Below are 13,724 nucleotides of genomic sequence, written 5' to 3'. Positions count from 1 at the left end.
CCCTCGTCTTGCCGACTCCCCCTCAAGGGGGGAGTGATGCATATGATCCGCTTTGCTTCCCTTCGATTGCGTAACGGCTTTGCAGGCGCTGTCCGGGCCATGCGGCGGCGGGGATATTCTGATACTCTTTGCGGATGGGCCGCATGGCGGGATTGTGCCAGCATATGTAACGGAAGAGGAGATTGCGATGTTCGACACGAAAATGCGGATCGAGGGTTTCGACGCGGAGCTCTGGGAGGCGATGGAGGGCGAGCGCCGCCGCCAGGAAGAGCATATCGAATTAATTGCCTCCGAGAATAACGCCAGCCCCCGGGTGCTGGAGGCGCAGGGCTCGGTGCTGACCAACAAGTACGCCGAGGGGTATCCGGGCAAACGCTACTACGGCGGTTGCGAGTATGTGGACGTGGTCGAGAGTCTGGCGATCGAGCGGGCCCAGGAGTTGTTCGGGGCTGACTACGCGAATGTGCAGCCGCATTCCGGTTCGCAGGCGAACGGGGCCGTCTATCTGGCGCTGTTGCAGCCAGGCGACACGATCATGGGCATGAGCCTGGCGGACGGCGGGCACCTGACGCATGGCGCCAAGGTGAATTGCTCCGGCAAGATCTATCGTTCCGTGCTCTACGGCGTGAACCCCGAGAGCGGCGAGATTGATTACGACGAGGTGGAGCGGTTGGCTCTGGAGCACCGCCCGAAGATGCTCATAACCGGTTTCTCTGCCTATTCGCGGGTGTTGGATTGGCAGCGTTTCCGCGACATCGCCGACAAGGTGGGCGCGTTCATGTTAGCCGATATCGCCCACGTCGCGGGGCTGGTGGCGGTGGGGCTGTATCCCAGCCCGGTGCGGATTGCCGATGTGACGACCACGACGACGCACAAGACCCTGCGCGGTCCGCGTTCCGGCCTGATCCTGGCCAGGGGCGCGCCGGAAGTAGAGAAGAAGATCTCCTCTATGGTCTTTCCGGGATACCAGGGCGGTCCGTTGATGCACGTGATCGCCGCCAAGGCAGTGGCCTTGCGGGAGGCGATGCAGCCGGCCTTCCGCGAATACCAGCAGCAAGTGCTGGACAATGCCCGCGCCATGGCCGCTGTCTTCATGGAGCGGGGGATTCAGGTCGTCTCTGGCGGCACGGACAACCATCTGTTCCTGGTTAGCCTGATTGACAAGGGCCTGACCGGCAAGGAGGTGGACGCCGCCCTGGGCCAGGCACATATCACCGTCAATAAAAACGCCGTGCCGCGCGACCCGCAATCGCCCTTCGTGACCAGCGGCATCCGCATCGGCACTCCCGCGATCACGACCCGCGGTTTTCGCGAACAGGAATCCCAGCGGGTTGCGGGCTGGATCTGCGACATCATAGAGAATCTGGGAGACGACGCCTTGATCGGGCGCATCCGCGACGATGTGCGGGAGCTCTGCCGCCGCTACCCGGTGTATGCCGCCTGAGTGCGCTGCCTGCCCCGCTTCGGCGAGCCATGCGCTGTCCGTTTTGCTCTTATCCGGATAGCCGTACAGCGGACAGCAGACCGGACGGGGAGGGCCGATTGCGCCGCCGCCAGTGTCCCCGTTGCCGCAAGCGCTTCAAGACCAGCGAGCGGGTGGTGCGGGAATTCCCGCGGATCGTCAAGTCCGACGGCCGGCGCGAGCCTTACGATGTCGGCAAATTGCGCCACAGCGTAGATATTGCCCTGAGCAAGCGGGCCGTGCCGACCCGTTCGCGGGAGCGGGCGCTTGCCGACATTGAGGAGTCTTTGCTGCGGCAGGCATCGGGCGGAGAATTCGAATCCCGGCAGCTCGGCAGCCTCGTCATGCGCCAACTGCGGCGCCTGGATGAGGTGGCTTACATCCGTTACGCCTCCGTGTATCACGCCTTTGGCGACATGGATGCCTTTCTCCGTCAGATCGATCAGTTAAGGAACGACCTAAGCTCGGAGATACGGCGACGGCAACTTCCCCTGTTGCCCGGAGGCGGCGGCGGGGAAGACGATTGACCGCGGCGACCGCCTGGAGCGGCGCCGATTACCGCTGGATGTCCCGTGCCCTGCAGTTGGCCTGGCGGGGACTGTACGGCGCGCACCCCAATCCGCGCGTCGGCTGCGTCCTGACGCAGGACGAGGCGGTGGTGGGAGAGGGTTGGCACGAGAACGCGGGCGGCCCCCACGCCGAGGCCCGCGCCCTGGAGCAGGCGGGGGTGCGGGCCCGCGGCGCCGCCTGCTATGTGACCCTGGAACCCTGTGCGCATCAGGGTCGCACGCCGCCCTGTGCCCAGGCCTTGATCGAGGCCGGCGTGGGGCGCGTGGTCGTCGCCGTGCGGGACCCCGACCCCCGCGTGCGCGGGCGCGGGCTGGCCGCCCTGCGCGAGGCGGGCATTGTCGTGGCGGCGGGCCTTCTGGAGCGGCAGGCGGAGCGCGTCAATGCCGGTTATCTGCAGCGCCAGCGGCAACGGCGGCCGTGGGTGCGCTGCAAGTTGGCAGCCAGTCTGGACGGACGCACGGCCATGGCCGACGGCGAGAGCCGCTGGATCAGCTCGCCGCAGGCGCGGGCGGACGCGCAGCGCCTGCGCGCCCGCAGTTCGGCAATCCTCACTGGTGTCGGCACGGTGCTGGCAGACGACCCCCGGCTCGATGTGCGCGACCCGGAGCTGCGGCGCCCTGGCCGCCAGCCCTTGCGCGTCGTGATGGACCGCCGGCTGCGAATGCCCGCGGATGCCCGGATGCTCTCCCTGGAGGGGCGCACCTTGGTCCTGAGCCGGCATCCGCGGCCGCCGGAGGCCGCTCTGCGCCCTTCTTCCCGGCTGGATATAGTCTCCCTGGAAGGGGAAGGGGATGCCTTCCTGGCCGCCGCCCTGCGCCACTTGGCCGTGCGCGAGCAGGTGAACGAATTGCTGGTGGAGGCGGGGGGCCGCTTAAGCGGCGCCCTGCTGCAGGCCGGGCTGGTGGACGAGCTCCTGCTGTACCTTGCGCCCCGCCTGCTTGGGCACGAGGCGCAGCCGCTGTTCCGACTGCCGGGTCTGGCGCGCCTGGAGCAGGCGGCGTCTGTGGAGATCACCGACCTGCGACGTATCGGCGCCGACCTGCGCGTCACGGCACGGATAACCGGGGCGCCCGGGTCCGGGGCGCGGACGGGCGCCTCGTGAACGGCGCCTCCCCGCGGATTTTCCATGGCGCCCCGGGCGGCGGACGGCGCCCGCGGTGCTGAAGGTCTGTCACGGCAACCGGCTGGAGTTGCTGGCCGACCGGCTGGCGGAGGCGGTGTCGGCGCCGTTGCCCTTGCCTTTGCAGCCGGAGGTCGTGGTGGTGGAGAACCCGGGCATGGCGCGCTGGTTGTCCCTGCGCTTGGCCGAGCGCCTGGGGGTGTGCGCCAATATTGAGTTTTTCCTGCCGGGGCGCTTTATTTGGGAAGTCTTTCGCGGCGCTTTGCCGCGCCTGCCGGAGTCCTCTCCCTTCCGTCCCGAGGTCCTGGTATGGCGCATCGTGGACGAGTTGGGGCGCCTGCCCAAGGCCCCGGTCGTGGCGCCCTTGCATCGCTACCTGGAGACGGCGGACGAAGGCGGGGCCCGCTACCTGCTGGCGCAGCGTATCGCCCGCTGCTTCGACCAGTACCTGCTGTTCCGGCCGGACTGGCTCAGGCGCTGGGAGGAGGGCGGGGAGACAGGCGCGGAAGAGCGCTGGCAGGCATGGCTGTGGCGGCGCCTGGCGGCCAGCGGCGGCGACCACTGGCTGCAAGTGCGCGACCGCTTCCGCGCCGCCCTGGAGCGGGGAGAAATCCCGCCGCAACGGTTGCCGCCGCGCTTCAGCCTGTTCGGTATCGCCGCCCTGTCTCCCGGTTATCTGGATTTGGTTGCCGCTTTGTCCCGGCACCTGCCGGTGCGCCTGTTCCTGTTGAATCCCTGCCGCCAATACTGGGGAGACATCGAGTCGCGCAAGCGGGGCGCGCGCCAGGAGGCGGCGGGGGAGGCGCTGTACCTGGAGACGGGCAATTCCCTGCTGGCCTCCCTGGGGCGCCAGGGGCGAGATTTCCTGGACTTGGTGTGGGAGCAGGAGATGACGGACGAGGCGTGTTTCGAAGTGCCGTCCGGCGCCGGCGCCTTGCCCCGGTTGCAGCGCGACCTGCTGGATTTGCGCCAAGGGGAAGGGCGGCGGGAGGCCGACGATTCCGTGCAAATCCACGCCTGCCACAGCCGGATGCGCGAAATGGAGGTGCTTTACGACCGGTTGCTGGACCTGTTGGAGCGGCACCCCGATCTTTCTCCCTCGGACATTGCCGTGATGGCGCCGGACATTGAGGTTTACGCGCCCTACGTGGAGGCCGTGTTCGGCACGGCGGCCGAGCGGCGCTTGCCGTATGCCATTGCCGACCGCCGGTTGCGCGCCGCCGGCGGCGAAGCGGCGGAGACCTTTCTCCTGTTGCTGGATTTGCCCGAAGGCCGTTTGGCCGCCGAACAAGTGTTGGGTTTGTTGGAGGCGGCTGCCGTGCGGGAACGTTTCGGGATCGAGGCGGAAGACCTGCCCCTGTTGCGCGGCTGGCTGGAGGAGGCTGGCGTGCGCTGGGGGTGGGACGGGGACGACCGGCGCCGGCTGGAGCTGCCCCCCGAAGAGGGCAATACCTGGCGCGTCGGGTTGGACAGGCTGTTGTTGGGGTACGCGATGGAGCCGGACGGCATCTTTTCCGCCGGCGGCGGAATCGTGCCTCTGCCGGGGCTCGAAGGCGGCGAGGCGGGCAGCCTGGGGCGGCTCTGCACCCTGGTGCGCCGCCTGGTGCGGTGGCGTCAGGCGTTGGTCCCGTCCCGGTCGCTGGCCGCCTGGGCCGAGTCGCTGACCGAGCTGTTGGGCGATTTTTTCGCTGAAGATGGCGAGGAGCGCCAGGAACTGCGTCTGCTGCGCGGTTTCTGCGGGGAATTGCGGGAGCGCGGTACGCAGGCGGGCTTTGCCGGGAAACTGTCCCTGGCGGAATTGCGCGCCTTTTTCCGCGAACGCCTGGAGCGGGAGGCTTCGGCGGGCCGTTTCCTGGGTGGCGGCATTACCTTTTGTCGCATGGCGCCAATGCGCGGCATCCCCTTTGCCGTGCTCTGCCTTGTAGGCATGGATTTCGACAGTTACCCGCGTCGCGGCCGGCCGCCGGATTTCGATCTCATGCGCCGCCGGCCGCGCCGCGGCGACCGTTCCCCCCGCGGCGACGACCGCTATTTGTTCCTGGAGGCGCTGCTTTCCTGCCGCCGCTGCCTGTATCTCAGTTATGTGGGGCAGGATATTCGGGACAACTCCGCCTTGCCGCCCTCCATATTGATCGGCGAATTGCTGGAATATCTGGGAGCAGGCGCGGCTGCCGGGGGGCGGGACGCGGCGGATCGCTGGACGTTGCGGCACCCCCTGCAGGCGTTTAGCGGCCGTTACTTCGCCTCTTCCCCGGACGCCGCGGCCTCGAACGACGGCGGGCGCCGGCTGTTCAGTTATTCGCGGGAGCACTGCGATACGAGCCGCGTTCTACAGGGCCGCGCCGCCGCGCCGTGTCCCCTGGTCTTCGAGGTTCCCGAGGACGATGCGTCCGGCGGCGGGGAATTGGAGGTGGAGGAACTGCGGCGTTTCCTGCGCCACCCCGTGCGTCACCTGTTGCGCCGCCTGGGGATCCGTCCGCCCCGCGCCGTGGCGTTGTTGGGGGAGAGCGAGCCTTTCGCGCTGACGAAGCTGGAACGCTATCGCCTGCGCGAAGAGCTGTTCCGCCTGGCTCTTGCGGGCAAGCCGCTGGCGGCGGCGCGCGCCGAGGTCCTCGCCACCGGCCGGGTGCCCCATGGCGGTGTGGGCGAGTGCTTGTTGCGTCAGGAGGAAGATGCGCTGACGCTCTTTCGCCGCGCCGTTACGGCGGCGGCCGGGGAGTTGCTGCCGCCGCCTGCTCCCGGCCCCCTGGTTCTGGCGCCGGATGGCGGCGTGCAGCCGCGGGGCGCGCCGGCGCTGGCCGGCGCCGACGGCCTGCTGTTCCTGGCGCCGCGCCCCCCCTGGCAAGGCGAGTGGCCGGCGTTGTGGCTGCGGCACTTGTTGCGTTGCCGCCTGGAGGGGGCGGACACCGTCAGCCGCCTGTTCTGGTGGCAGGAAGGGAGGCTGCGGCAATGCCGCTTGCTGGGCGTTGCGGATGCGGCGCGACGGTTGCGGGAATTGCTGCAAATGTACCGGCTGGGGCGCTGCCGGCCGTTGCACTTGTTTCCGAAGAGTTCGCGCGCCTTTGCCGAGGCGGAGCGGGACGGCAAGGACGCATGGCGGCAGGCGGGCACGGCCTGGCAGGGCAGCGAGCATGTCCCGGGCGAGGCAGAGGATTTCTATTGCCGCGTGGCCTTCCGCGATCTGCCCAGCCCTCTGGACCGGGAATTCGAACGGCTGTCCCGGCAGTTGTACGCTCCCTTGTTGGAGCATTGCCGGGAGGATTGACGATGCCCGACCCCCTGCGCTGGCACGAGATCCCGCTGCAAGGGCTCAACTTGGTAGAGGCCAGCGCCGGCACGGGCAAGACCCATGCGATCGGTCGCCTGTATCTGCGGCTGGTCCTGGAGCGGGAATGCGCGGTGGAGCAGCTGTTGGTGTTGACTTTCACCAACGCCGCCACGGCGGAGTTGCGCGCGCGGATTCACGCCCTGCTGACGCAGGCGCAGGCCGTCTTTGCCGGCGCGGAGGATGGCGGCCCGGAGCGGGAAGAACTGGCGGACCTGGCACTCCTGCGCCGGCGCATTGCCGACCGTGCGCGGGCCGCCCGCCTCCTGGCGCGGGCCGTTTATGCCTTCGACGAGGCGGCGATCTTCACCATCCACGGTTTTTGCAACCGGGTCCTGGAGGAACATGCTTTCGCCTGCGGGGAAGCTTTTGCGGTGGAGTTGCAAGAACCCGCCCCCTATTTGCGGGAACTCGTGGAGGACTTCTGGCGGCGGGAAGTCTGCCCGGCGCATCCCTGGTTTGCCGAGTATCTGCTGGCGCAACGCTACGATTTCGGGCCGGCAGGGTTGCAACGATGGCTGGCGGCGGTGCTTGCCAGGCCGCGGGCGCGGCTGGCCGGAGGAGAGCCCGCGCCGGAAGCGCCGGGGCGCGTCGGCGCGGCGGAGCGGCGCTTTACGGCCGCCTGGCGCGCCCTGCGCCGGGAGCTGGGAGGCGACGGGGACCGGCGCCGAAAGCGGGTGCTGCGTTTGCTGGATGCGGAGGGCGTCTTGAATCGCAAGCTTTACCGGGCGCCCGGGCAATGGCTGGAATACCTGGATCGGATCCTCGATCGGCAACACCCCTCGCCGGTGGCGCTGGCCGATTTCTCGCGGCTGTTCCGGTTGACCCCCGCCGGGCTGGCGGCCGGGACGCGGAAAGGGCGCGAGCCGCCCCGGGATGGCTTTTTCGAGCGTTGCGGCGAACTGCATGCGGCCCTGGGGGCGTTGCAGGAACTCTACCGGCAGCGCCTGCGGCGTCTGCGCCTGCGTCTGGCGGAGGAGGCGCGCGCCGATCTGGGCGCCCGGATGCGGCGGCGCGGGGCGATGTCCTACGACGACCTGTTGCTGCGGCTTTGGCAGGCATTGTCGGGCGCCCGGGGCGAGGGCCTGGCACGGACCCTGGGCGAACGCTACACGGCCGCCCTGATTGACGAATTCCAGGACACCGATCCTCTGCAATACGAGATCCTGCGGCGCATCTACCGGGGCCGGAAATCCCATCCGGTATTTCTGGTGGGCGACCCCAAGCAGGCGATCTACGGCTTTCGGGGCGCGGATGTTTTCGCCTATCTGCGCGCCCGCCAGGATGCGGACCGCGGCTACACCCTGGAGGAGAACCGGCGCTCCGTCCCCGGTTTGATCCGCGCCGTCAATGCCCTGTTTTCCGGCTGCGAGCGTCCTTTCGTCCTGGAACAGATCGCGTTTCGCGAGTTGCGTCCCGGCGCCGGAGGTCCGGGCGGGGAATTGCGCCTGCAGGGGCGGTCGGCCGCGCCCTGTACGCTGTGGTGGTTCGCCGGCGGGGAGGACGGCAGGGCGCGTAACGCGGCGGCGGCCGGAGAGTTGGCGGCACGGGCCTGCGCCGCCGAGATCGCGCGGCTGCTGGCTCTGGGCCGGGAGGGCGAGGCGCTGCTGGAAGGGCGCCCCTTGCAGGGACGGGACCTGGCCGTGCTGGTGCGCAGCCATCGGCAGGCGCGCCTGGTGCAGCGGGCGTTGCGCGAGCAGGGCGTGTTTAGCGTGCTCTACAGCCAGGAGAGCGTCTTGCATACCGATACGGCGGAAGAATTGCAGCAGGTCCTGGAGGCGGTGGCGCGGCCGGAACGGGAGCAGCGGGTCCGCTCCGCGCTGGCCACCCGCCTGCTGGGAGGCCGCGCATTTCCCCTGGAGTCGGACGCAGCCGACGAGCGGCGGGGACGCTTTTACCATTGGCATGCGCAGTGGCGGCAGCGGGGCTTCATGCCCATGTTCCGGCAGTTGCTGCGCGAGGCCGGCGTCCCGCGCCGCCTTTTGCAGGCGGAGGACGGCGAGCGGCGGCTCACCGATCTGCTGCACTTGGCCGAGTTGCTGCATGCGGAGACGGCGCGGCGGCGCCTGCCCATGTCGCAGGCGGTGCAATATCTGGCCGCGCGTCGGGAGAGGCCGTCCGAAGACCGGCGGGACGAAGAGCGGCTGCGTCTGGAGAGCGACGAAACCCTGGTGCGGGTCGCTACCGTGCACGGCAGCAAGGGCCTTGAGTACCCGGTCGTGTTTTGTCCCTTCTCCTGGCAGAGTGCGCCGCGTCCGCGCGAGGGCGGCGCGGAGCCGGCGTATTGCCATGAGGGCGGGCCGGACTACCGCGGCACGCTGTACCTGGAGCCCGGCGACGCGCCCCCGGGGCGGCTGCAAGAGGAGTCTCTTGCCGAGGGATTGCGGCTCCTGTACGTCGCCCTGACCCGGGCGCAGTACTGCTGCTACCTGGTCTGGGGCGCGGCGCGCGCCGCCGCCGCCGCGCCGCTGACCTGGTTGCTGTGGCCGCCGGCCCCCGGCACGAGCGCGGCCGCCTTCCAAAACGGAGCGCTACAGCGTCTTGAGCGAATGACGCCGCGCGACATTGAGGACGGTTTGCGGCGCCTGGCCGGGCGGGCGGCGGGCAGTCTGCGGGTGGCGCCACTGCCTGCCGCGCATGCTCCCCGGCAGGCCGTGCCGGCGGCGGCCGGAATGCCGCCCCTGGCCGCCAGGGAGTTCCGCGGCCGTATCTTCCCCCCCAGGGAGGTCACCAGTTTCTCCGCGCTGGCCTGGCGCGGCAACGCCGAGCTGCCAGATTACGACGCCGCCTTCGGCCAGGCGGCGGACGGCGCCGGGCCCCCGAGCGCGGAAAAAGCCGCGCCGGAGGACATCCATGCCTTCCCGCGCGGCGCCCGCGCCGGGCGCTGCCTGCATGCCGTGTTCGAGCGTCTGGACTTCGATTATCGGCCGGCGCAAGTTCTGGCGGACACCGTGGCCGCGGCGCTGGCAGAGTACGGCTACGCCGCCCGCTGGGCGCCCGTGGTCGGCGCCGCCGTGAAGCGGGTGTTGGCCACGCCCCTGGCGCCGGGGCTACGCCTGCGCGGCATCCCCCGGCAGCGGCGGCTCGATGAACTGGAGTTCTACTACCCCTTGCCGGAACTCGCCGCGGACGGGCTGCGGGAATTGTTGCTGGCGCACGGCATGGGCGATGCGCCAGCGATGCGCGAGGCGCTCGGCAGGCTGCGCTTCGAACGGGTGCGCGGCTACATGAAGGGGTATATCGATCTGGTTTTCGAGGCGGACGGGCGCTATTACCTGGCGGACTATAAATCCAACTGGCTGGGGCCGTCGCCGGACGCTTATGCGCCGGAACGGCTGGCGGCGGTCATGGCGCGGGAGTCTTATTTTCTGCAATATCTGGTCTATACCCTCGCCCTGCACCGATACCTGCGTCTGCGCCTGCCCGGCTACGACTACGAACGGCACATGGGCGGCGCCTTTTACCTGTTTCTGCGCGGCATGGCGCCCGAGCGGGGCGCGTCTTGCGGAGTCTTCCACACCCTTCCCGCACCGGCGCTGATCGAGGCCCTGGACCGCCACCTGGAGCCGGGTCGTGCTTGAGCGCCTGGAGCGGCTTTGCCAGGGCGGCGCCCTGGAAGACCTGGACCTGCACTTTGCCCGCCTGATGGTACGGCTGGCCGGCGGCGCGGAACGATCGGCGCTGGCGCTGGCCGCTTGCCTGGTCAGCCGGATGCAGCGCGAGGGACATGTGTGCGCCGACCTGCGGCGCCTCGCCGGCAGTCGCGTATTCGCCGCCGCCGGCGCGGAGGCCGTGACCGCGCCGGAGTTGTCGCCGTGGCTGCGGCAGCTGCGCGCCGCCGGTGCCGCTGTCGGCGCCCCGGGGGAATACCGTCCCCTGGTGCTGGACCAGGCCGGGCGCCTGTATCTGCACCGCTACTGGGAATACGAGCGGCGCGTGGCGGCACGGCTGCGGCGGCTCGCCGCTGCCCGCCCGCAAGGCGTGGACACCGCCCTTCTGCGTGCCGGGTTGCGGCGCCTCTTCCCCGCGTCCGCCGCCGCTGCGACGGACTGGCAACGGGTGGCCGCCGCCATGGCCGTGCTGCGCCGCCTGTGCATCGTTTCCGGCGGCCCGGGGACCGGCAAAACCACCACGGTCGCGCGCATACTGGCCCTGTTGCTGGAACAACCCGCGGTGCCGTCGCGCATTGCCCTGGCGGCCCCGACCGGCAAGGCGGCGGTGCGGCTGCGCGAAGTCGTGGTCGGGCGCCTTCGGGAGTTGCCGGCGGCCGCGGCGGCGCTCGCCGCGGTCCCCGCCCGGGCGGCGACCCTGCATCGCCTGTTGGGGACGACGCATCCGGGCGCCCCGCCGCCGCACCGCGGCTTGCCGGTGGACATAATGGTGCTGGACGAGGCCTCCATGCTCGACATCGCCCTGCTGGATCGCCTGCTGGCGCAGCTGCCAGAGACGGCGCGGTTGTTGCTGGTCGGTGACGCCGATCAACTCGCTTCGGTGGAGGCCGGTTCCGTGCTGGCCGATCTGTGCCTGCCCCGCCCGCGGCTGTCGGCGGATTTTCGGGAGCGGTTGCGGTCGCTCGGCTGCCTGCCGCCGCCGGCCGACCAGGGCGCCGCCCGCGGCACCGACCAAGACGCCGCCGGGGCGCCGTTGCCGGACTGCGCGGTGCGCCTGGAGCGCAACTTCCGCTTCTCCGAAGGGAGCGGTCTCGCACGGCTGGCAAGGGCGATCCGCGACGGCGACCCGGATGCGGTACTGGCCTGTCTGGAAGACAGCAGCGCCCCAGGTCTTGCCTGGTGGGCGCCGTCCGGCGCCGCGGAGCTGGAGCGGCGCCTCGCCATTGCCTTGCGGGAGGGCTACGCGGACTACTGGCGCTGCCTGCGCGCCGGCGCCGACGCCGGCGAAATGCTGAGCCTGCTGGCGCAGTTCCGCGTCCTGGCGCCGCGGCGCGAGGGCCGTTTCGGCGCGCGGCGGCTGAACGAGCGGGCGCGCGAGCTCTTCACGCCGCCGGCGTCCGCGCGGCGGCAACCCTGGTATCCCGGTCGCGCGGTGACGATCGGGCGCAACGATCACTCCCTGGAACTCTACAACGGCGATACCGGGATCGCCTTGCCGCCGCCGGTCGCCGCGGCCGGGCATGTGCCGCCGGGGCCGCAAGGCGAAGCGCTTCCGGTCGCCTTTGCGGCGCCCAGCGGCGGGTTGCGCTGGTTTTCCGCGGCGCGCCTGCCGCCTCACGAGGACGCCTTCGCTGCCACCGTGCACAAGAGTCAGGGCTCGGAGTTTCGCCGCGTCCTGCTCCTGTTGCCGCCGCGCGACCATCCCCTGCTGAGCCGCGAGTTGCTCTACACCGCGGTTACCCGGGCCCGCGAGCAGGTAACCCTGTGGGGCGCTCCCGAGGCGATCCGCGCGGCGGTGCGGCGGCGCGCGCGGCGCGATTCGGGCCTGGCCCAGCGCCTGCGCGCGCCGGAAGACTGAAGCTGCGCGGACCTGAATGGGAAAGGCGGTTTTTAGAGGCTGACAAACTCCTCGGCCAGGGTGGGGTGAATGCCCACCGTGGCGTCGAAGCCCGCCTTGTCTATGCCGGCCTTCAGCGCGACGGCGACCCCCTGCATGATCTCCGCAGCATCGGGGCCCACCATGTGCGCCCCCAGCACTCGTCCGCCGCCCGCCTCGGCGATCACCTTGATCATCGCCGGCTCTCGTCGCGCGCTCAGCGCGTTCTGCAGCGGCGTGAACACCGAGCGGTGCGTCTCCGCGTCCGGGCGGCGCTGGCGCGCCTCCGGCTCGGTGAGCCCGACGGTGGCCAGGTTCGGCTGCCCGAACACCGCCGTGGGGATGCAGTCGTAGTCCAGCGGCGGCCGCCGCCCGCCGCCGTACAGGCGGTCAATCAGCGCCTCGGCCTCGGCCAGCGCCACCGGCGTCAACGCCATGCGGCCGATTACGTCGCCGATGGCATAGACGGAAGGCGCTGACGAACGGAATTCCTCGTCCACCGCCACGGCGCCATTGGCGTCCAGGCGCACGCCCGCTTCGGCCAGTCCCATTCCCGCCGTGTTCGGCCGCCGGCCGGTGGCGTACAGCACCATGTCCGCCGCCAGCGTGTCGCCGTCCGCCAGCCGCAGCCGCAATTCGTCCCCGCGGCGCTCGACTGCCGCGACCTCGGCGCGAAAGCGCAATTCCATGCCCCGGGCGCGCATCCTCTGGGCCAGAAAGGCGCGGATCTCCGGGTCAAAGCCGCGCAGGAACAGTTCGCCGCGGTAGAGCAGAATGGTTGCCACCCCCAGCCCGTGCAGGATGCCGGCCAACTCTACGGCGATATAGCCGCCGCCTACGATCAGCGCCCGGCGCGGCAACTGCTGCAGGCGGAACAGGTCATCGGAGGTGCTCACGTGTTCCCGGCCCGGCAGGTCCCGCGGCACCCAGGGGCGGCCGCCGACGGCCACCAGGATGGCGCGGGCGCGAAAGCGCCGCTCCGCTACGATTACGGTATGCGCATCCAGCAGCCGCGCCCGGCCCGTCAGCAGCGCGACGCCCGCCTCTTTTAGCAAGCGGCGATAGACGCCGTTCAGGCGCGCCACTTCCCGGTCTTTGCCGTCCCGCAGATGCCGCCAGGCGAATTTCGGCGGCGCCTCCAGGTTCCAGCCGAACTCGCCGGCGCAGGCGAGACGCTCGCCGTACTCGGCGCCGTAGAACAGCAGCTTCTTCGGGATGCAGCCGCGATTGACGCAGGTGCCGCCCGGCAGGTCGTCCTCGGCCACCGCCACCGAGCGGCCGTGTCCCGCCGCCCGCCGCGCCGCCCGCACGCCGCCGGAACCGGCCCCGATCACGAACAGGTCGTAGTCGTATTTTTCTGCCATATTTTGCGTTATGCCCCTGTCTTATGTGCTTGATTTTATGCCCTTGTCTTTTGGCATCGCTGTCGTTCCCCGGTCTCCGGCGGCGCTTCCGCGGCCGCGAACGAGGCGGGTCCGCCGGGAGGGTATCACATGGGCCGGGCAGGGCGCGGGCGCCTCAAGCCGTTACGCAATCGAAGGGAAGCGAAGCGGCCCTCTTATTCCGCCATATATATTGCTTCTTGTCATTCCGGCGCAACAGTCTGTGCAAAAACTCCGAAAATCCAGAGCCGCGCGAAAAAACTACCCACTGGCATGATAAATATCCGCCATTCTTGTTTTTTTCTGTCATTCCGGTTTTTTTCGTCATTCCGGCGAAAGCCGGAATCCCGCGCAAATAGAGCGCGGAACGCGCACATT

At 69.9% G+C, this 13,724-nt stretch carries 7 protein-coding genes; 6 read left to right on the top strand and 1 reads right to left on the bottom strand.

Features of this window, described 5'->3' with window-relative positions:
- Window positions 1-187 precede the first annotated feature (187 nt).
- Genes OXU43_07145 through recD form a run of 6 tightly spaced genes read left to right on the top strand, consistent with a single transcriptional unit; the run spans window position 188 to window position 11,946 of the window.
- Window positions 188-1,444, top strand: coding sequence for a serine hydroxymethyltransferase (locus tag OXU43_07145; GenBank protein MDD9824930.1), 1,257 nt, complete (start codon window positions 188-190; stop codon window positions 1,442-1,444).
- Window positions 1,445-1,473: 29 nt separating this feature from the next.
- On the top strand, window positions 1,474-1,989 hold the full coding sequence (gene nrdR / locus OXU43_07140) for a transcriptional regulator NrdR (GenBank protein ID MDD9824929.1): 516 nt from the start codon (window positions 1,474-1,476) through the stop codon (window positions 1,987-1,989).
- A gap of 38 nt (window positions 1,990-2,027) precedes the next feature.
- Window positions 2,028-3,134 (top strand): bifunctional diaminohydroxyphosphoribosylaminopyrimidine deaminase/5-amino-6-(5-phosphoribosylamino)uracil reductase RibD, encoded by a 1,107-nt coding sequence (gene ribD / locus OXU43_07135; GenBank protein MDD9824928.1) that lies wholly within the window; start codon window positions 2,028-2,030, stop codon window positions 3,132-3,134.
- Between the two features lie 55 nt (window positions 3,135-3,189).
- Window positions 3,190-6,417, top strand: a complete 3,228-nt coding sequence (recC, locus tag OXU43_07130) for an exodeoxyribonuclease V subunit gamma (GenBank protein ID MDD9824927.1) — start codon at window positions 3,190-3,192, stop codon at window positions 6,415-6,417.
- Between the two features lie 2 nt (window positions 6,418-6,419).
- Complete coding sequence (recB, locus tag OXU43_07125) at window positions 6,420-10,058, top strand: exodeoxyribonuclease V subunit beta (protein MDD9824926.1); 3,639 nt, start codon at window positions 6,420-6,422, stop codon at window positions 10,056-10,058.
- Entirely contained in the window at window positions 10,051-11,946 is a 1,896-nt protein-coding gene (recD, locus tag OXU43_07120) for an exodeoxyribonuclease V subunit alpha (protein ID MDD9824925.1), read from the top strand. The genes recB and recD overlap by 8 nt, the downstream gene beginning before the upstream one ends.
- A gap of 32 nt (window positions 11,947-11,978) precedes the next feature.
- Here recD and gorA read toward each other — a convergent pair whose 3' ends face one another.
- The gene (gene gorA, locus OXU43_07115; GenBank protein MDD9824924.1) at window positions 11,979-13,328 is read right to left on the bottom strand and encodes a glutathione-disulfide reductase; all 1,350 of its coding nucleotides are present in this window, start codon (window positions 13,326-13,328) and stop codon (window positions 11,979-11,981) included.
- Window positions 13,329-13,724 lie beyond the last annotated feature (396 nt).

The sequence above is a fragment of the Gammaproteobacteria bacterium genome (genome assembly GCA_028817255.1).
Classification (GTDB): Bacteria; Pseudomonadota; Gammaproteobacteria; order Porifericomitales; family Porifericomitaceae; genus Porifericomes; species Porifericomes azotivorans.
This window is presented reverse-complemented; position numbering and strand designations above follow the sequence as displayed.

What these genes read in the sequence shown, in the direction of transcription:
- OXU43_07145 (MDD9824930.1), top strand. Translation starts at nt 188, where the DNA reads ATGTTCGACACGAAAATGCGGATCGAGGGTTTCGACGCGGAGCTCTGG.
- nrdR (MDD9824929.1), top strand. Translation starts at nt 1,474, where the DNA reads ATGCGCTGTCCGTTTTGCTCTTATCCGGATAGCCGTACAGCGGACAGC.
- ribD (MDD9824928.1), top strand. Translation starts at nt 2,028, where the DNA reads ATGTCCCGTGCCCTGCAGTTGGCCTGGCGGGGACTGTACGGCGCGCAC.
- recB (MDD9824926.1), top strand. Translation starts at nt 6,420, where the DNA reads ATGCCCGACCCCCTGCGCTGGCACGAGATCCCGCTGCAAGGGCTCAAC.
- gorA (MDD9824924.1), bottom strand. Translation starts at nt 13,328, where the DNA reads ATGGCAGAAAAATACGACTACGACCTGTTCGTGATCGGGGCCGGTTCC.